The organism is Chitinophaga sp. Cy-1792 (assembly GCF_011752935.1).
In the GTDB taxonomy this organism is placed as follows: Bacteria; Bacteroidota; Bacteroidia; order Chitinophagales; family Chitinophagaceae; genus Chitinophaga.
Genome location: NZ_VWWO01000002.1, coordinates 140,517 through 160,475 on the forward strand (window position 1 = coordinate 140,517; position 19,959 = coordinate 160,475).

Sequence of the window (19,959 nt, forward strand, 5' to 3'; positions counted from 1 at the left end):
TGGCAGAACAATTCCGGCTATAGGTAGAAACAGGGTTTCAGGCCTGTTGAAGATCGATTTTCTTTGCTATCACAATCACTGAAATCTTCATCTAATCGATAGCATATGAAACACATTATTTATTTCCTTGCCTTATTCTTCCTTGCCTTTTCTTCCTCCGCACAACAGCAGCTCTCTCTACAGGGACGAATACTGGACAGTGCCAGCCATGCACCGTTGCCTTTTGCTGCATTACAAATAAGCAAAAATTCTACGAATTACCAATTAACGGCTGATGAAAACGGAAATTTCCGCTTTATGAACCTGGATAGTGGTACTTATCAGCTTTCGGTTAATTATATGGGCTATCGCCCGGTCAGTAACCAGCCTGTTTATCTGAAAGCGGAAGTGAATATGGACTTCCTGCTAAAGCAGCTGGTAAAAACGCTAAATGGCGTGGAAGTGGCTGCCAGTCAGCCTTACATCAGCATGCAGCCGGATAAAATAGTGGTAAATCTTGCCCAAAGCCCTATGAATGCCGGTGAAAATGCCTGGGAAGCAATGAAGAAAGCGCCAGGCGTGACTGCGGCCGATGGTATTAAACTCCGCGGTAAGTCGGTAGCCGTGTACATCAACGGCAAGCCATCACGCTTGTCTGGTGCTGATCTGGAGGCTTACCTGGCTGCCATCCCCGCTGCTACTATAGAAAACCTCGAACTGATGCCCAATCCTTCCGCTAAATATGAGGCTAACGGTGCCGCCATTATCAACCTGGTACTGGCAAAAAATAAGAACCTCGGCACTAACGGCGCCGTAAATCTTGGTGCAGGCACTGGCAACCATTTCCTGTATAATGGCGGTGTTAGTCTCAACCATAGAACTGCCAATACCAATATCTACGGCAGCTATGATTATATGAACAGAAATACAGATGCTACCACCGCAACCACCAGGTTCATCGATCCGCAATTGCTGATCAGCGATTTACAGACGCAAGGCAGTGTCCTGGCAAGTCATACCTATAAGATCGGCATCGACCAGACCATCAACAAAACCAACAGCTTCGGGCTTATTATCCGTGGGAATTATCGTGAACGTAATACGGATGTCCGGAATAATGCAGTAATGACGATCCAGGATTCCAGCTCTGTCATGCAACATAATAGCCAGGCCGCGTACCATACTCCGGCTGTGAATGCATACTATAAAGTACTGCTGGGTAAACGTAAAAATGAACTCTCCGTAAATGCCGACTATTTCAGCTACAGGAAAACACTACAGGAAGATTATCGTATAAATTACTACGATGAACATAATGTGGCGTATGGCCAGCCTGCACTGATGAAGAGTAACGCTCCGGCAAGTAATAATGTCTGGGCTTTTAGCAGCGACTATAGTTTTCTGCTGAAGAAATTCAGGATGGAAACAGGAATAAAAGCAGTATTAACCAATACAGATAATGATCAGCAATGGCAACAGTTTGATAAGACGGTATGGGAAAAGGATTCAGTCCGCAGTAATCATTTTATCTATCAGGAAAATGTTTACAGCGCCTATCTTACTGCAGCAAGAACATTCAAGAAATGGGATTTACAGGCGGGCCTGCGAATGGAACATACTGCCAGCAGCGGCAATAGTGTTACGCTGCACCAGATCAATGAAAACAGCTATACCAGCCTGTTCCCATCTTTTACTGCCGGCTACAATATGAATGAACAACAGCAATATAGTTTTTCGTATAGCCGTAAGATTGAGCGTTTCGGACTGGATATTGTAAACCCTTTCCGGATATACCAGAGCCAGTATCAGTATTATCAGGGAAACCCTGGTATCCGGCCTACTTTTTCAGATAATCTTGATGTAAGCTGGATGTACAACGCCGTATGGATGGTAAGTGCTTCCTATGGCCATTATTCAGATGTATTGGCAGAGGTTTTTCATAAAGAGGCCGGTACAGACGTAACTATCAGCGGTTACGACAATGTCAGCAGTGCCGATCAGCTGACCACTACCATCAGCTATTCAAAAGGGTTTTTGAAGGATAAACTGTTTACTACAACCAGTATTACCGGCCTGTACGCAAAATATAACGCTGCCGCCTCAACGAATTTAGACAGGGCTACTGTCGGTGTGATGGCCTATAACAGCAGTATACTAAAGGTAAACAAGACCATGAAGGTCGAGGTGTCAACCAGTTACAGTGCGCCTTTTCGTTTCGGTTCCTACAGCTTCAGTGATATATTTAATATAGGCCTTGGCGTTAGTAAAACAGTGCTGGAAAAGAAAGGTACCGTGACCCTGAATGTGACGGATATTTTCAATACAGCTAAAAGACGTTATGATATACTTTCCTATGATGTACATGCAAGGCAAATCAGCAGTCCTGAAACACGTTTCGTTAAGCTGACGTTTAATTACCGCTTTGGTAATCAGCAGGTGAAATCGGCCAGAAACAGGAATACGGCTATTGACGAGGTGAAGCAACGCATGCAGGATTAAGTTGGTGATTATTAATTGCAACATGCGCTAGCGGTGCAAATTAAAAAGCCTTCGCAGGATATGCGGAGGCTTTAACTATTAAATTCAGTTATATCATGATAGCCATACATCATAATTTCCGGGTGCTGACTGGCTAATACACGTATTTTCTCCAGCGTGGCAGCCCGAAGGTCATCATTATCTGCATTGCGTTTTGTCAGAAAATGTATCGGGTGATGGAGGTCCGTTAGCTCAACTCTTAGATAATAGGCATCGCCTACATAGAAAATCCATTGGCCTTCATGTGCTATTGCAACGCCACAATGGCCGGCCGTATGGCCAAACAAAGGAATCAGGAAGATGTTGGTGTCTATACTGATATCGATTTTTCTGGCTTCAAATCCAAACCATTTATCAGCTGATGTGCCATAGGTAATGATTTTAGGATTATGCGCCAATGGCGTTTTCAGGTATCTGAGATTACCGGTTTCGAAATTTTCCATTTCCTCTGAACCAATATGGACCACTGCATCAGGGAAGTCTGCCAACCCGCCGATATGGTCGTTGTCCAGGTGTGAAATTACGCAATCTGTTACGAGCGCGGGATTGAGGCCAAGTCGCTCTATTTGCCTGAAAGCCGGCCAGTCTTCATTAAAACGATAGCCTACCATGTCGATGTAATCCTGTCCGATCCGTAATTCCGGTTGTTGCGTATCCAGTAGGCCGATGCCGGTGTCGATAAGTATCAGGCGTTCATTCGTTTCTAATAGCAAACAATGTCCTATTGCGCTGTCGCCTCTCGGAGAGAGGATATCTACGCAATTAAGGTGATGTATTTTTATCATGGCAAAACTATTTTGTTCTGCTGCGAAGTAATAAAAGTGCATCTGGAAAAAATAGAACGCTGGCGACATTTTAACGTCAATTGATTAAAATCCGCATTGTCTCAAATGGTGGATTATGGTGACCTGAAACAGGTATGGAAGGAGATTTTACTAAGAATTCTTTAGGGGTACAGCCGGCAAAAAGTTTAAATTCTCTCACAAAGTGCGACTGGTCTGCATAGTTCAGTGAAAACGCGATATCACTTAATTTACTGTATTGCCTGGTTTTTAATAAATGAATAGATCGCTGAAATTTTATTATACGCATATAAGATTCCGGACAAACACCGAGGTGCTCCCTGAATTTTCGCTGAAAATGCCGTCTGGAAACAGGAAACAGCGATGAGAGATCATTCGGCCCCATATTTTTTGTGTCCGCTAATATCAGTTGGATGCTATGGTCAATTATTTTATCTTCTTTGGATGACTGCAGTCTTTTAAGAAGTTGTTGATTAAACAGGCTGGATATCTGTTCCGGAGAAGTAGCGTGCAATAATTGTTCAGTGAAGTGTTTTGGAAAAAGATGATCAACGGTTAAAAGGGTATCGGTGATCTCGTGGGTGTTGATGTTGAATAGTTTTTTAAAGGCGGTGGGTTGAAGATTTACACCAAAAAGGAATGGATGATCGCAGAATGAATTGATGCAGGGGCTGTTGCTTTTTTGCCCATAAACAAATGAAAGGGGAAACGGCTGGCCGGCTGCGTTCAATAGTGCTGAGTGTCCGTTACAATGTTGAAATACAATGCCTAAAGCGCCATCTGCCATGATATGGAATGGTTTATTCTGATGTGCGGAATTGGGAATGTCGGCATACCAGAATTTTTTTACTACCTGTTTAAGGCTGCTGTGAGGTTCAATTGTAACAATATTCATAAAGCATGATGATGGTGTAATATCAACATCTTCCAATAAATTTAAACAATTGGTTGCTTATTGCATACTTGTTTTTCTTATAAAAAAGGAGACCATGTTAATATGATCTCCTTTCTTATTCCCGACGGATCGGGATCTTGCCCGTATTAAAGGGGTTTTACTGTACCGGTTTTTTTTAATTCTCTGCGCATTCAATGGCTGCCCCTAAGCGGTTTGGCTTGCCTTTGCCTGTTTCTATCAGCGCTTTGAGACTACCCTGGATATAAATCGTCCAGCAATCCGAACAGATAGCGTAGCATTCTTCTGTTGGCACCAGTCCGATATGGGTGAATACCATTTCTGTCTGGTCTCCTTTTTTGTTGATTTCAAAAACGAGCGTGGTGCCGGTCCATTCTTTCGCGTCTTTGGTGAAGTTGAAATTATTCTCTTCGCAATGCCAGACGATTTTTTTGTCAGGAACAAATTCTACTATCTTCATTTTGGTGCGGTGGATGTCCTGGTGATGATAGTTGAATACTTCATTTAAGGCGTCTGTCCGGCCTTCTATTTCTTCCGACCACCATCCGCGAACATTGGCTACAGCCTTGAATACTTCTGCCGGCGACTGTGATACCAGGAAGGAACTTGTGTAATCCGGTGCTTTCATACTTTTTGCAATTTTTGAATTGATGATTGTGTTGGATGCCACTTGTGCCCTGGTTATCTGGGAGCTAACAAATAGCAGTACGAGTGATAAGAATGTAATTGTTGTTTTCACCATACAAAATTACAGTCCGATTTTGAGTTGCAGGGTGGGTGATTTGGACTTTATGGCGGGTTGATATGGATATTTCAAGGGTAAGCTGATCATTGGCAGCAATGCCGCCAATAAAAAAGGAGATCATCGTGAGATGTTCTCCTTTTTTGCGTACAGGCGTTAATGTTAAATGCCAGCCGCTGCCTTTTTCTTTTCAGCATTGTCGATGGCCGTCTGATAAGGATTAGGTTTACCTTTTCCTGTTTCAATCAGTAGCTTAAGACTGCCCTGAATGAAATTTCTCCAGGAATCCGTGCAGATGCTATAGCATTCCTCTGTAGGTACCAATCCGATATGGGTGAATACCAGTTCGGTCTGGTCACTATTCTGGCTAATTTCGAAGCTGAGCTTTGTTCCTGTCCATTCTTTTTCATCTTTGGTGAAGTTGAAATGATTTTCTTCACAAAGCCAGACGATTTTCTGGTTGGGAACAAATTCAATGATCTTCATCCTGCTGCGGTGAATATCCTGATAGCGGTAGTTGAATACCTCATTTAAGGCATCTGCGCGGCCTTCGATCTGTTCAGACCACCATCCGCGTACATTGGTTACCGCCTTGAAAACTTCTTCCGGCGACTTTGCTACCTGGAAAGTGAGCGTGTAATCTTGCGCATTCATAGTTATTGAAATTTTAGTATTGCTGATTTTGTATGCCACTTGTGACCAGATTTTTTGGAGGGTAACAAATAGCAGTAAGAGGGGTAACAAAAAGACTGCTGGTTTCATGATGTAAAACTACAGTCTGATTTTGAGTTTCAAGACGGGTGATTTGGACTTAATAGTGGGTTGATTTGGACATTTTCTTTTGGTTATATTTACAGAAAACCGAACCATGAAACATCTGACTATCCTCGTTCCTAACGGTGAAAATAACCTGAGCAGCATTGTAGGTGCCTACAAGATATTTTCCCGCGCCAATGCATTATGGAAAGAACAGCAGGGTAAGGAACTTTTCAGGATAGAACTGGCCGGTACTTCCCCCACCACCGAGTTTTATGGCGGCTTGTTCTCTGTAAAACCTCATACTGATATTGCTAATGTTAAACAGACAGATCTGATTATTGTTCCCTCTTTGAATCATGCCTATGATGCGGCAATTGCGCAAAATACAGCTATCATCGACTGGCTGGGCGTGCAATATAAGCATGGGGCTGAAATTGCCAGCATCTGTACCGGCGCTTTCCTGCTGGCAGCGGCTGGTATGCTGGAAGGTAAATCCTGCTCTACACACTGGGCCGCTGCAGCGGATTTTCGCCAGCGATTCCCGAGTATAAATGTACAGTCCGACAAACTAATCACGGAAGAGAATGGCATTTATACCAATGGAGGCGCCTATTCATTCCTCAACCTGGTATTATACCTGATCGAAAAATATTATGACAGACAGACCGCCATTTTTTGTGCAAAGATTTTCCAGATAGATATAGATCGCCAGCACCAGTCATCGTTCATTATTTTCAAGGGACAGAAAGAGCATGGTGATGAAATGGTAAAGGCTGCTCAGAATTATATTGAGGAGAAGATGGCAGAAAAAATCTCTTTTGAACAGCTATCCGCGAAGTTTGCCGTTGGGCGCAGAAATTTTGACCGCAGGTTTATTAAAGCAACAGGTAATACGCCGCTTGAATATTTCCAGCGTATTAAGATTGAAGCCGCTAAGCGGGCTTTTGAAACTACCAGGAAAACCATCAACGAGGTGATGTATGAAGTAGGGTATTCAGACCTGAAGGCATTCCGGGAAGTGTTCCGGAAAATAACGGGTATGTCGCCGCTGGAGTATAGGAACAGGTATAATAAGGAGGCGCTGGCGGGATAAAAGAAATTATTTACTTTTCGCTACACCAACATATTCAAAAAAATCTCCGGTTAATCTATATATGAGATTGCTATGTGTTACCTGTCCGTTTTTATCTACTAATGGTATATATACCTCTTTGCTGGTCTCATTGTAAGTAATTAATTCCAGTGGTCTTTCAGGTCTGTCCACGACGCTGAAAAAGTCGAATGGCACGTCGATCCTATTGAGTATTTTGCTTTTAGTTTTAAAGATCCTGGTCGTGTCATCAAGTTTCCCATTGGTAATTGTAAAAACCTGTACAGATTGAGCCGCATCTCTGGAAGAGTAAATGCCATTAAGTATGGCGAGGTAGTAAGCCTTACCATTTATACTGGCAGTATATATTTTTGAACAAAACGTACCGGGATTGCCTTTTATAGGTACAGCAGCCTGGGTGGATACCGTTTCGCCTGTCCGGTATTGATAGATGGCATCGAAATAGTGCATGCTGCCACCTGTCCATCTATCCCAGCTGTAAACCCTGAAAGCACCATCAGCTGAAGTGGTCACATAACAATGGCTGCTATCTTGCAATAGCTTAAAATTATAACTGATAGTTGCCGGATTGTTTTTTAGCAGGATGGTAAATTCCTGACGGAATTTATCTGCATAGCGATAAGCGGAGTCTTCGTGGTCAAGGATCTTAGCGTATGATGCTGATAAAGCAATTTCTGCTTTTTTTATGGCATTCTGCGCATAGGTGTTGATAGCAGTACTTAACAGCAATGCAATCACCAGTAAGATTTTATTTTTAGCCGGTTGCATCCTGCAATTTAGGAAGATTGGATAACAGATGTTTAAGATTTGTAAAAAAATAGCATTGGGAGGAAGGAAATTGTTTTGTCAGGCAAATAATAGATAATATTGGGTTTGATAGTTCATAAAAATAGATTTATGAAGAAGATAGGATTTTTATCGTTCGGACATTGGTCTAATCATCCTGCCTACAGTACCCGTACGGCAGCAGACACGTTGCTGCAGTCTATTGATTTAGCGGTTGCTTCCGAAGAAATCGGCCTGGATGGCGCCTATTTTCGTGTTCATCATTTCGCAGCGCAATTGGCATCGCCATTTCCTTTGCTGTCGGCCATTGGTGCCAGAACAAGCAAGATAGAAATCGGTACAGGTGTAATTGATATGCGTTATGAGAATCCGTTGTATATGGTAGAAGATGCAGGCGCAGCGGATCTGATATCGGGAGGGCGATTACAATTGGGTATCAGCAGAGGTTCGCCTGAGCAGGTAATTGACGGATGGCGCTACTTTGGATATGAACCTGCAGCTGGAGAAACGGACGCAGATATGGGACGCCGTAAGGCATTGGAGTTCCTGGAAAGGCTGAAAGGCAAAGGTTTTGCGGAGCCTAATCCTTCACCGATGTTCCCTAATCCGCCAGGTTTGCTCCGCCTGGAGCCCTACTCCGAAGGATTGCGCGAGCGTATCTGGTGGGGTGCTGCCTCCAATGCAACGGCTGTATGGGCCGCGGAAAATGGCATGTATTTGCAGAGCTCTACCCTCAAAATAGATGAAAGTGGTAAGCCTTTTCATATTCAACAGGCAGAACAGATCAGGTTATATAAGGATGCCTGGAAAAAAGCCGGCCATACCCGCGCACCAAGGGTATCTGTAAGCAGGTCTGTTTTTCCGCTGATGAATGATAAGGATCGCCAGTATTTTGGCAGAGATGCCAAAAGTCAGGACCAGATAGGGATGATAGAGCCTGACAAACGTGCTATTTTCGGAAGGAGCTACGCTGCCGAACCAGATCAGCTGATAAAGCAGCTGGCAGCAGATGAGGCCATTCAGGAAGCAGATACATTGCTTTTAACAATTCCTAATACCTTAGGAGTGGATTACAATGTACATATATTGTCGTCCATATTGGAGCATGTGGCCCCTGGATTAGGCTGGCGTTAAAACTTAAATGATAGTATTAGAGAAGCCTTCGGATGATATCCGGAGGCTTTTTTTATGAATTATTGTAAGAATTCTTAGAATATTAAATTGCCTGAGATAACTGGGACATCTCATCATCAAAATTGCCATCGTCATCACCTATGGATGGGTAGTATTTACTAATGACTTTTTGAATCAGTGAAAATGTATGCGCAGATTGTATATTTAATGATATTAAATCATCTATAAATTTACCCACCAGCTCAATTTTTTTAGATTGATATTGACTGGTCATGAAATTGGAATCGTCGAGGCTTTGATGTAATAAAATCATTGAATCAATTTTCTTGATATCTTCAAGAAGATCCATCAATCTATTTAATTCTATCTTTTCCATCTAAACTAATTTAATAAATTATTTCCAGAAAGCCTTTGGGGTATTTCTGCCCGCTTCTGCCTCGCTGCGTTTTATCAAAATGATCCATCCAATACATTTGATCTCCTATAAATAGAGGATATTTAAAACAATTGAGTAAATGATTATAGAGATATGAAATACTTACGTGTGAATTACTGTAAACTGATTTAATCACCATCATTTTTTTTAGAAAATATTTTCAGAATTTTTTAAGCTATCTTAGTACCTCCTCTAATTCTTTACCTCTCCTTCATGATGTGGCTTGTATGTATTGCCTGATAAGGTTTTTGGCATTTTGATAACCCTGATTTCAGATTGATTTCTGACCTCTCAATGCATATTTTTTTTACAACCATTAAAACTATATTTTATGTTGATTAACCAGAGCGTAATCGCAGACATCAAAACAATCATTACCCACTCAAGGGAACAAGTTATTCGCGCAGTCGACCATCAGCGCACATTGATGTACTGGCATATTGGTAAACGAATCTTTGAAGAAGAACAGGAAGGAAAGGATAGGGCGGACTATGGAACATATTTGACCAAATATGTTGCAGAAGAATTAGAACCTGAATTTGGAAGTGGATTCTCTAAAAGGCAAATAGAGCTTTTTAGGCAGTTTTTTCGCGTATTTCCAATTGCGAATTCACTGCGTTCACAATTGAGTTGGACACAATATAAACTCCTGATTAGGATTGATAATCAATGCAAAAGAGAGTTTTATGTTGCTGAGACAATTAAAAATAACTGGACTTCCCGCCAATTAGAGAGGCAGGTTTACAGCAGTCTTTATGAACGTCTGCTATTAAGTAATGACAAAGAAAGTGTACTGGCCGTTGCCAAAGAAGAAAAACTCCCTTCTGATCCAAGGGAAATCATCAAAGATCCCATGGTACTTGAATTTCTAGGGCTGCAACGGGAAGCATCTTATTATGAAAAGGAATTGGAAACTGCCATCATTACTCACCTGCAGAGTTTTTTACTGGAACTTGGTAATGGATTTACTTTTGCTGCAAGACAAAAACGCATTCATATCGATGGAGATGACTTCTTTATAGATCTGGTTTGCTATAACCGGTTATTGAACTGCTCTGTCATTATTGAAATTAAAACAGGTAAACTCACACATCAGGATTTAGGGCAATTGCAGATGTATGTAAATTATTATGACAGAGTAGAGAAACTGCCGCGGGAAAATGCCACCGTAGGAATTTTGTTATGTGCCGGCAAAAATGGTTCCATCGTAAAATTTACACTGCCTGAAGGACAGAAACAAATTATCGCCAGCGAATACCAGACTTGTCTCCCAACAGAGAAACAATTACTGGATGAGATAAATAAGGAGGTGCAGAATTTTGAAAAGAAGAAAGAGATAAAACAATAGGGTTAGTATAATCTAAAAGAATGCAATAGTCTTCACTTAGTGGAGGCTATTGTATCCCCCGCTAACATGTGTTTCTTTAATTTCTTCCCCGAACCTTGCGTTACCTGATCATTTTTTCTATTTTTGGCCTCGTGAAGATAACGAGCATATATGATGAAGCAACTGTAGTGCGGCGGATAGCGGCTGGCGATGAAGCGGCTTTCAGCGCCTTTTTTCATCACTGGCAACCTTATCTGGCAACGCATATCTACCGGATCACAGAATCATCCCAGCTGGCAGAAGAAGTAGTACAGGATGTGTTTATGAAGATCTGGATGACCAGAGAAAGCTTATCATCTGTCATCTATATAAAAGCTTACCTGCTTAAACTTTCCCGTAATGAGGCCCTCAATGCACTAAAGTCCATTATGCGACGCATCAATCGGGAAGATGCCGCCGAAAAAATGCTGCAGCACGATACCGGAGAATCTGAGCAACACCGGGCCTTTCAACTCACACTAATCGATGAAGCCATTGATAGCCTGCCTCCCAGGCAAAAAGAAGTATTCCTGCTCCATCGTCATCAGAGACTGACCTATGCTGAAATTGCAGAAAAACTGAATATTGGGCGGGAATCTGTAAAAACTCACCTGCAACTGGCCACCAAAGCCATTACCAGTCACGTGAAAGGTAAAATTACACTACTCATTTTATTAGTAGAGTTACAGGATAAACATATTTTTTAATTTTTTTTCTCCATTCATTCCCCCTTTTTTAATAGCCATGTTGTCTATTACTACAGACAGTGCTGATACGAATTAATATATGTCAACAACCAGGACCAGCGCACTTTTTGAAAAATATTATTCAAAAACGGCCACTGAAGAGGAAAGAATTGAACTGGCTGCATTGCTCCGCGATACAGACGACCAACTAATCAGTCAATGGATAACTGAAATGGGGGAGCAGCTAAAGGAAACAGAAGATGTCATTCCCGCAGACCGCGCAAATGTCATCTTATCTAATATTCTGCAACCATCAAAAACCAACCATAATAAGCCGCTACGGCTATTCTATCGCTATGCTGCCGCTGCCGCAGTGGCATTGCTGCTATCGGCCGGTCTTTACCTGCTGATGCTTCAGCAACGCATGCCAGCTCCGGTTGCGGCAGACATACACCCAGGCACTACCGGCGCTATCCTTACACTCGCAGATGGCGCCACCGTACAGCTGGACAGCACCCGGCAAGGGAACCTGCAACTCGGCAACGGGTTGAAAGTAGCTATAGCAGAAGGTCAGCTGAGTTACGAGCATCCGGATACGATGGCCGGCTATAACACGCTCACGGTGCCCCGTGGCCGGCAGTATAAAGTCGTGCTGCCCGATGGAACGCTCGTATGGCTGAATGCAGATAGCCGTCTCCGTTATCCTACCCGCTTCAATGGTAAAGAACGGAGGATTGAATTGAAAGGGGAAGCATACTTTGACGTAGCACAGCAGCCTGGCCAGCCATTTGTAGTCAGTGCGGGCGCAATAGAAGTGCAGGCACTCGGCACCGCCTTTAATATTAACAGCTATGCCGACGAAGCGCAGATTACAACTACCCTCGTCAACGGTGCCGTGCAGGTACAATCCCATGCTGTTAAAAAGATCTTACATCCCGGGCAACAGGAGGTTGTAGATGAAGCTGGCAGCACCACGGTAAATGATGCTAACCTGAGCCAGGCCCTTGCCTGGAAAGAAGGGAATTTTTACTTCGAAAACACCACATTGCCCGAAATACTGCGGCAATTCTCCAGATGGTACGATGTGGAAGTGGTCTATAAAACACCACCCGGCGACCGGTCGTACCTGATGATGATTTCTAGAAATACACCTTTGTCGAAAGTACTGGACCTGCTTAAAGCTGCCAATCCTGAGGTGAAATTCGTAATGGAAGGAAAAAAACTTATAGTGATATCAACCTGATTATCTAAACCTAAAAATAGTAACCAAACACGATTGTAAACAAAAAGCTCCTGGTGGAACAGGAGCCGGATGTTATTTGACATGAAACAAGGCCGCAAAACCTTTTAATCAACCAAACAACGAAGCAAATATATGCATTTATCCCAACTGCTAAGAGCAATGAAATTAACATCTGTTCTGCTATTGGCCGCTTTGCTGCAGGTTTCTGCCCGGGCAAGGGGGCAACTTGTAACGCTGAAAATGGAAGATGTGCCCGTAAAGGCCGTCTTCAAGGCAATACGCCAGCAAACCGGCCTGAACATCCTCGTCTTTGATGCCGCAAAGCTGGACAAGATGAAACATGTGTCCGTGAATGTAACATCCATGGATGTCCGCCAGGTTTTACAGCTTACACTAAACGAGACAGACCTGCAGTTCCAGGTCGGAGAGGAGTCTGTTATCATTAAGCCTAAACCGGCTCCCGTATCATCATTTATTACAACACCCATAGATACCGTACTGCATATCAGCGGGCAGGTGCTCAATGAAGTGGGACAACCCATACCCGGTGTCAGCGTGCGGTTAAAAAGCAATAATACCGGCGTAGCGGCGGATGAGCAGGGACAATTCCGTATCAACGTGCCGCCAGGTAGTACGCTGGTATTTACCTCCCTGGGATTTTTTACCCAGGAAAAGCGTATTACAGATGCCAAACCAATACAGATCCGCCTGCAGAGCTCCAGTCAGGGCCTCAAAGATGTAGTGGTAACAGGTATGGTTAAACGTGATGCAAAAATATTCTCCGGCGCTACCGCTACCTATTCCGGCGAAATGCTCCGCACCGTCAGCAATACCAACGTGATACAAAGTCTGCGCTCGCTCGATCCCTCTTTTCTCCTCATGGAAAATAACCTGGCGGGTAGCAATCCAAATGTACTGCCTACTATTGAGTTGCGCGGACAATCAAGTATCAGCACCGACGCGCTGCGCGACCGGTTTTCCACTGATCCGAATCAGCCACTGTTTATCCTCAACGGGTTTGAAACTGATCTCCGCACGGTAATGGACCTCGATATCAACCGTATCGCTTCCATGACCATCCTCAAAGATGCCGCCTCTACAGCGATGTACGGCAGCCGCGCCTCCAACGGCGTAGTAGTGATAGAAACCATCGTGCCCAAACCAGGAAAAGCGATATTCTCCTATACAAATGACCTGACCGTAGAGCTCCCGGACCTCAGCAGCTATAATCGTATGAATGCGGCCGAAAAACTGGAGTTCGAACGACTCTCAGGGGTATATACTCCCGATAGCCGATTTGGAACAAAAGAAGACCTGTATGCCTATTATAACGGATTATATTCCAGCAGGCTGCAGGAAGTACAACGGGGTGTCAACTCTTACTGGCTGAGTAGTCCATTGCAAACAGGTATATCCGAACGCCATTCTGTTTACGCTTCCGCCGGCTCCAATGCCTTGCTGTTTGATGTGGGCGCCAACTATCGTAAGATTAAAGGCACCATGATTGGTAGCACCAAGGAAGATTATGGCGCCAGGTTGAACCTGATATATCGCCCCGGAAAATTTAATATCAGTAACAATCTCTATGTGAATGGAGTGAAAGGGAACGAATCTCCATATGGGTCCTTCTCCTCATGGGTGAACGTCAATCCGTATTACCGCAAAATGCCGGCCAACGTGGAATTCCTGGCAGTGCTGCCAGCCAGACAAGGCGGTGATTCTATCTATATCCCCAACCCATTGTACAATGCCAGCCTGAATAGTTTCGACTATACGAAATCATTCGCCGTGACCAACAACCTGCAGGCAACATATGATATCAGCAATTCATTACGCTGGACAACCAACCTGCAACTGATGAGGAATAACTCGATCGCTGAAAAATTTGTATCTCCACTGAACTCAGCATTTGATAAAATGGCTTTTGAAAAGAAAGGAACCCTGGACTATTCCCGTACAGATGGTACTTCCTATACCGCCAATACCATGCTCACTTACTTTAAGGTCTGGGGAAAAAGCTCATTGACAGCCAATGGCCGCGCAGAAATACAGGAAAATAACAACCAGGCCACCAGTATGAGTATGCAAGGTTTCCCAACTGCAAGCAATGGTAACATTCAGTTTGCATTTGGTTATAAGGATGATGGCCGCCCTGCTGCCTATAAAAGTATTTCCCGCCGGAACGCGCTGCTGGCCTCCATGAACTATTCGTACGACCGCAGGTACAACCTGGACGCCACCTTCCGCTATGATGGCTCCACCTCCTTTGGTGTGAATAATCCATATTCTCCCTATTACAGTGTAGGCGCTTCCTGGAACCTTGATCAGGAGGCCTTCCTGAAGCATATCAAATGGATTAATCTGCTCCGTGTCAGAGGTAACGTAGGTGTCACCGGTAATCAGAACTTCAGCTCATTCACCTCCGTAAGTACTTACAGTTATCTTCCTTCCTATACTGTGTTCGGACAAGGTGTTTTCATCTCCTCAAAAGGTAATCCCGACCTGAAATGGCAGAATACACTACAGCCAAGCATAGGTTTGGATGCAGCCTTCATGGAAAACCGTATGACCTTCCAGTTGAACTGGTACGAAAAAATAACAGACCCAATGGTGATCGCTGTTTCCCTGCCTTCTTCCAGTGGCCTGTCCAACTACCCGTTCAATGCAGGGGGTATGACGGTAAAAGGGGCAGAATTCACCGTTAGGTACTCACCCATTTTCCACCCTGATAAAAATATTGTGTGGACACTTGGTGCAATGGGGTCCTTCTACAAGCAAACCTATCATGGCCTTGGTGAAAGCCTGCATGGCGTAAATGAAACGCTGCGTAACCTGAATTCCATGACCAGGTATATGGATGGCCATTCTCCTGACGACCTGTGGGCCGTGCCTTCAGCCGGTATCGACCCGAACACCGGCCGTGAAATCTTCATCAAAAAAGATGGTACACATACCATGGATTACGACTACGCCGACCAGGTGGTAGTAGGGAACGCCCGCCCTAAAGTACAGGGTGTAATCAGCAGCAGTTTATTGCTGAAAGGCTTTACGGTGAATATGAATTTCCGCTATATAGTAGACCAGGACATTTTCAATTCGGCATTGTATAATAATGTGGAAAATATCAGCTATAACAGCATTGTGAATAATAACCAGGACAGACGTGCATTGTACGACCGCTGGAAGAAAGCCGGCGATTACGCACAGTTTAAATCGATCTCTATTACATCTACTACTCCTATGAGCAGCAGATTTGTACAAAGAGAAAATACAATTACACTGGAATCATTCAATGTGGCCTATGATTTCCGTAACAAGCCATGGCTTACAAAACTGCATATGAGCAACCTGCGCCTGAGTGGATATATGAACGACGTATTCCGCCTTTCTACCATCAAACGTGAACGTGGGATCGATTATCCTTTCAGCAGGTCTTTCTCATTTAGTCTTAGTACCAACTTCCAATAATACTTTTTAGCATGAAGCATATACGAAATTATAAGATAGCGCTGCTCTGCCTGCTCACGCTGGCACTGGGCTCCTGCAAAAAGTGGCTGAGCGTAAAACCTGAAGACAGGTTTACTGAAGAGATGATTTATTCCAACGAGCAGGGTTTTGATAATGCGCTGAATGGTATTTATATGAAGATGGCCGGCGCAAACCTCTATGGGAGAGGATTGACGATGACAACACTGGAGCTCATGGCACAGCGCTATGCAATATCCAAGACTGGTCTCGATGCCTATACCATCAGTAACCTGGATTATAATGAGGCCCATTTCAAAAAAACATTGGATAATACCTGGCAGGGGCTCTATCTCTGCATTGCCGGTGCCAATGAGCTGATCAGTAACCTGGATAAATACAACACCGTATTATCTCCGGAAAAGAGTAATCTCTATAAAGGACAGGCCTATGCATTAAGGGCTTTCCTTCATTTTGATGTGTTCCGCCTTTGGGGACCTGTCTATGCTACTGCTGATTCTGTAACAGCATCCATTCCATATTACCATGAGCTGTCGGCTAAAGTGATTCCTTTCAGTCCTGCCAACCAGGTACTTGATTATGTATTGGAAGACCTGAAGAAAGCAGAGGAGCTGATGGCAAAAGATCAGGTATTGGCACAGGGTACGCTGCAGCCACTCAGTAAAAACAACTATCGTATCAACCTGATCGCAGTGAAGGCTTTACAGGCACGTGTGCTGCTGTATCGAAATAATAAACCCGCTGCGCTGGCAAAAGCACAGGAAGTAATCGCCATCGGTAAGCCGGTGTTTCCATGGGCGACCTATAGCAGTGTAGTGGAAGCTGCAGATTTTTCTGACAGGATCTTTGGGTCGGAAGTGTTGTTTGGCCTGTATGTAAATGACCTGTACCAGACACATGTGAACCTGTTTTCCCCTGTTGCTTCGCCAGATAGCCTGCTGGCTGCCGGAACTTCAACCCTGCTGGAAACAGTATACGAAAACAATCAGGCAGATTACCGATATACCCAGAACTGGCGACTCAGCGGCGTAGGCGTTAGCTACCGTACACTCGTTAAATACCAGGACGTACCAAGAAAAGAATATTATAACTACCGTTTTATGGTGCCGTTAATACGTATGAGTGAGATGTACTATATCGCAGCAGAATGTACCCCAGACAAAACAACGGCGCTGGCATACATCGATTCGGTAAGGGCAAACAGGCAGAAAACACCGGTCTATCTCTCCCCAACAGCAGATGTAGAAACAGAACTGGCTAAAGAATACCAGAAAGAATTTTATGCTGAAGGACAAATTTGGTATTTTTTTAAACGGAAGAGAATGACCGTCATCTCCTCTGCTAATAATAACGCCGGACTTAAAATCAGTCCGAGTCAATATGTATTGCCATTTCCTGAATCAGAATTGTCTGTTAGATAACCATTAAAATATTAGTAATATGGAACAAAATTTTTTCCGCTATATCGCTGTGCTAATATTAATACTGACAGGCACCTCCTGCCAGAAACAGGGATTGGAGCTGTATAATGATGATGCCAGCAAAAATGATATCTACTTCCTGGAAAAATTCAACTATGCTGTAAACAGCACTACTGCTGATGTAATGGATAATTACCGCAGAAGATATATCAGTCTGGGCTATACGCCGGTAACAGTAAAGGATACTGTACTGGCAATATATGTAAGGCCTACCGGCGGTATAGCTGCTGTAGACAGACCTTTTACGCTGGAAGTAGCCGATTCCTCCACTATGAAGGAAGGCGTTGACTTTGACTTTGTAAATAAGCCCTTTAAAATCTCCGCCAACAGTAGCCGCGATTCTATTCTCATTAAAATACACCGCACAGCAGCATTACAGAAAGATACACTCTCACTGGTGCTACAGCTGAAAGCAAATGAAAATTTTGGAATTAACCTTCCGAAAAAGCTCAGTAACAGCGGACGTGACGGACTCTTTATCACGGAGTATATCATTGATATTGACGATATCACCGGTAAGCCGGCCGTTTGGACAGACCCTTTTTTCAAAACGTATGTACCATACTATCTCGGAGATTACTCGCGTACCAAGGTATTGCTGTTTACACAGGTAATCGGCATGGACCCTAAAGAATTCACGGTTGTGCCTGCACTCTCTGCCGACAAAGGGAAACTGCTGGACAAAATAGTTACCTGGTGTAAGTACCTCAACTGGTGGCTGGGAGTAGAAAAGCAGAATGGTCGCATATACTATGATGAGAACGGCGCAGAGATCAAACTGGGAACATTAATCAAGTAACGACACTCCAAATCTGACAACATGATTAGATATATATACTTTTTCTCGCTGGTTGTATTATTCGTCGCCTGCAGAAAAGATTTAGGAAATTATGAGTACAAAGAGATCAATCAGCTTGCCATCAGTGGTATTACAGATACGGTAACTGTCAGGCTGGGCACCAATGCCGCGGTTTTTCCCAAACTGGCTTTTACACAGGATACCGTTTCCAGCAATTTTACTTACGAATGGATGGCCATCGATTGGTCTACCACGGCGCAATACAGCCTGCTGGATACTACCCGTAACCTGACCAGGGAGCTGTCTTTGCAGGCCGGATATTATAATACTTATTATACCGTAAAAGAGAAATCTACCGGTATTACCTGGTCCAAAAAATTTGTACTGAACGTCATCGGTACCTTTGGTAAAAAAGGCTGGCTGTTTATGTCAGAGATAGATGGAAAAACCAATGTACAGTACTGGGAAGAAGATATGACGAAGCTGGGTACTTATCCTGTCAGGCATACGGACCTCCTGAGCAAAATTAAAGATCCGGTGAGTGGAAAACCGCTGACGCTGGAAGGTAAACCAAAGTATATGAACGTTTCTAATACGATGGTAAGTGTAGCGGAAACAGGGAGCAAAATCTGGTTATATCTCGGGTCTGAGTTCTCCGGTGAAAAAATAAATATTACCGCCGGACTTACCTGGAAAACTCCGAGTTACTCTTTCCGTTTTGAAACGGCAAACTTATATCCTTCTAATCCTGAATGGGTATGGAGTCAGGCCTGGGGTGATCTTTATGCCTTCTATGATGGTCAGTTGTATAAGTCGTATTACACCAATAAAGAAGTATTTGGTATACCTATCAACAGGCTGAATACCGGCGAAACATTCAGGCTGTCGCCATACATGGCCATGCCTTTCGGCGCAGAAATGCTGGCCATTGTTTATGATACGGAACATAAACGTTTCCTGAAACATTATGGCGGTACGGTCAACTACCTGACCCCATTGATACCAAATCCTAAAGGCTTCGATCCAACCGATATGAAAATGGATCTGCTGTATATGGCGCATACAGCCGCTTTCGGCGGACAGGCAGTAGCAGTATTGAAAGATGCCGCTGGTAAAAGGTTCATTGCCCGCATCGGACTTACTACTTCCGGTGCTGTTTCTGCAGATAACCTGGAACAGGTAGACCTGCCGGAACTCGCCCAGGCAGACCATTACGAAGTAGACATCCGCTACGGTTTCCTGATCTACAGCGTAAAGGATAAATTGTATGCCTATGACATGGACGCTAAAAAACAATGGCTGCTACGTGAGTATGGCACAGGATCCGAAATTACCATGCTGAAATCTGGAATGGATTACGTGTTGCCTACATGGGCGGCATATCTCCTGAAACCACAGAATTATAACAGGGCACAAATTGAACCGCCAATAGTAGGCCTGATGGTAGGCGTGTTTAACCCTGCTGCCGGCTCCCTCGGAGGAAAAGTGGATATCATTAACATGGAAATCTCCTCCAACCCAAGCTACTATACTTTCACTGGCTTCGGCAGGGTGGCGGATATCGAATACTTAAACCAGTAGTATCGCATTACGTTGCCTGCCTGGTGAAAAACAGCTATAACACAACAAAATAGCAATGCAGTTGTTGAAGAGGTTACTCATTGGAGTAACCTCTTTGCTTTTCATTATTTAACCAT

Annotated in this window: 16 protein-coding genes; 10 read left to right on the forward strand and 6 right to left on the reverse strand. The window is 43.8% G+C overall.

The window, feature by feature from the left end; genetic code table 11:
- Positions 1-105: 105 nt before the first annotated feature.
- The gene (locus F3J22_RS14905) at positions 106-2,478 is read left to right on the forward strand and encodes an outer membrane beta-barrel family protein (RefSeq protein ID WP_167018728.1); all 2,373 of its coding nucleotides are present in this window, start codon (positions 106-108) and stop codon (positions 2,476-2,478) included.
- A gap of 71 nt (positions 2,479-2,549) precedes the next feature.
- Here F3J22_RS14905 and F3J22_RS14910 read toward each other — a convergent pair whose 3' ends face one another.
- The 4 genes from F3J22_RS14910 to F3J22_RS14925 form a co-directional block, all read right to left on the reverse strand.
- Positions 2,550-3,302 carry an MBL fold metallo-hydrolase gene (locus F3J22_RS14910; protein WP_205195318.1) on the reverse strand — a complete coding sequence of 251 codons (753 nt, stop codon included), beginning with the start codon at positions 3,300-3,302 and terminating at the stop codon, positions 2,550-2,552.
- A 76-nt stretch (positions 3,303-3,378) separates the two neighbouring features.
- Complete coding sequence (locus tag F3J22_RS14915; protein ID WP_167018729.1) at positions 3,379-4,215, reverse strand: helix-turn-helix transcriptional regulator; 837 nt, start codon at positions 4,213-4,215, stop codon at positions 3,379-3,381.
- Positions 4,216-4,390: 175 nt separating this feature from the next.
- The gene (locus tag F3J22_RS14920) at positions 4,391-4,861 is read right to left on the reverse strand and encodes an SRPBCC domain-containing protein (RefSeq protein ID WP_167018730.1); all 471 of its coding nucleotides are present in this window, start codon (positions 4,859-4,861) and stop codon (positions 4,391-4,393) included.
- Between the two features lie 276 nt (positions 4,862-5,137).
- Positions 5,138-5,629 (reverse strand): SRPBCC domain-containing protein, encoded by a 492-nt coding sequence (locus F3J22_RS14925; RefSeq protein ID WP_167018731.1) that lies wholly within the window; start codon positions 5,627-5,629, stop codon positions 5,138-5,140.
- Positions 5,630-5,843: 214 nt separating this feature from the next.
- Between F3J22_RS14925 and F3J22_RS14930 the strand changes: the two genes are divergently transcribed.
- The gene (locus F3J22_RS14930) at positions 5,844-6,827 is read left to right on the forward strand and encodes a GlxA family transcriptional regulator (protein WP_167018732.1); all 984 of its coding nucleotides are present in this window, start codon (positions 5,844-5,846) and stop codon (positions 6,825-6,827) included.
- Between the two features lie 6 nt (positions 6,828-6,833).
- On the opposite strand, the gene F3J22_RS14935 is transcribed toward F3J22_RS14930, so the two are convergent.
- Positions 6,834-7,613: a hypothetical protein gene (locus F3J22_RS14935; RefSeq protein WP_167018733.1), complete on the reverse strand. Its 780-nt coding sequence runs from the start codon at positions 7,611-7,613 to the stop codon at positions 6,834-6,836.
- 129 nt (positions 7,614-7,742) lie between these two features.
- Here F3J22_RS14935 and F3J22_RS14940 point away from each other — a divergent pair, with 129 nt between their 5' ends.
- Positions 7,743-8,765 carry an LLM class flavin-dependent oxidoreductase gene (locus F3J22_RS14940; RefSeq protein WP_167018734.1) on the forward strand — a complete coding sequence of 341 codons (1,023 nt, stop codon included), beginning with the start codon at positions 7,743-7,745 and terminating at the stop codon, positions 8,763-8,765.
- An 82-nt stretch (positions 8,766-8,847) separates the two neighbouring features.
- Here F3J22_RS14940 and F3J22_RS14945 read toward each other — a convergent pair whose 3' ends face one another.
- Positions 8,848-9,141, reverse strand: coding sequence for a hypothetical protein (locus tag F3J22_RS14945; RefSeq protein ID WP_167018735.1), 294 nt, complete (start codon positions 9,139-9,141; stop codon positions 8,848-8,850).
- Positions 9,142-9,532: 391 nt separating this feature from the next.
- On the opposite strand from F3J22_RS14945, the gene F3J22_RS14950 reads away from it, so the two are divergent.
- From F3J22_RS14950 to F3J22_RS14980, 7 genes are all read left to right on the forward strand, one after another.
- Positions 9,533-10,549, forward strand: a complete 1,017-nt coding sequence (locus tag F3J22_RS14950) for a YhcG family protein (RefSeq protein ID WP_167018737.1) — start codon at positions 9,533-9,535, stop codon at positions 10,547-10,549.
- A 131-nt stretch (positions 10,550-10,680) separates the two neighbouring features.
- On the forward strand, positions 10,681-11,274 hold the full coding sequence (locus F3J22_RS14955) for a sigma-70 family RNA polymerase sigma factor (RefSeq protein ID WP_167018739.1): 594 nt from the start codon (positions 10,681-10,683) through the stop codon (positions 11,272-11,274).
- A 79-nt stretch (positions 11,275-11,353) separates the two neighbouring features.
- The gene (locus F3J22_RS14960) at positions 11,354-12,496 is read left to right on the forward strand and encodes a FecR family protein (protein WP_167018741.1); all 1,143 of its coding nucleotides are present in this window, start codon (positions 11,354-11,356) and stop codon (positions 12,494-12,496) included.
- 159 nt (positions 12,497-12,655) lie between these two features.
- Complete coding sequence (locus F3J22_RS14965) at positions 12,656-15,964, forward strand: SusC/RagA family TonB-linked outer membrane protein (RefSeq protein WP_167018743.1); 3,309 nt, start codon at positions 12,656-12,658, stop codon at positions 15,962-15,964.
- An 11-nt stretch (positions 15,965-15,975) separates the two neighbouring features.
- Positions 15,976-17,403 (forward strand): RagB/SusD family nutrient uptake outer membrane protein, encoded by a 1,428-nt coding sequence (locus F3J22_RS14970; RefSeq protein ID WP_167018745.1) that lies wholly within the window; start codon positions 15,976-15,978, stop codon positions 17,401-17,403.
- Positions 17,404-17,422: 19 nt separating this feature from the next.
- Positions 17,423-18,262 (forward strand): DUF4843 domain-containing protein, encoded by an 840-nt coding sequence (locus F3J22_RS14975; protein ID WP_167018747.1) that lies wholly within the window; start codon positions 17,423-17,425, stop codon positions 18,260-18,262.
- A 21-nt stretch (positions 18,263-18,283) separates the two neighbouring features.
- Entirely contained in the window at positions 18,284-19,843 is a 1,560-nt protein-coding gene (locus tag F3J22_RS14980) for a PKD-like family lipoprotein (RefSeq protein ID WP_167018748.1), read from the forward strand.
- Positions 19,844-19,959 lie beyond the last annotated feature (116 nt).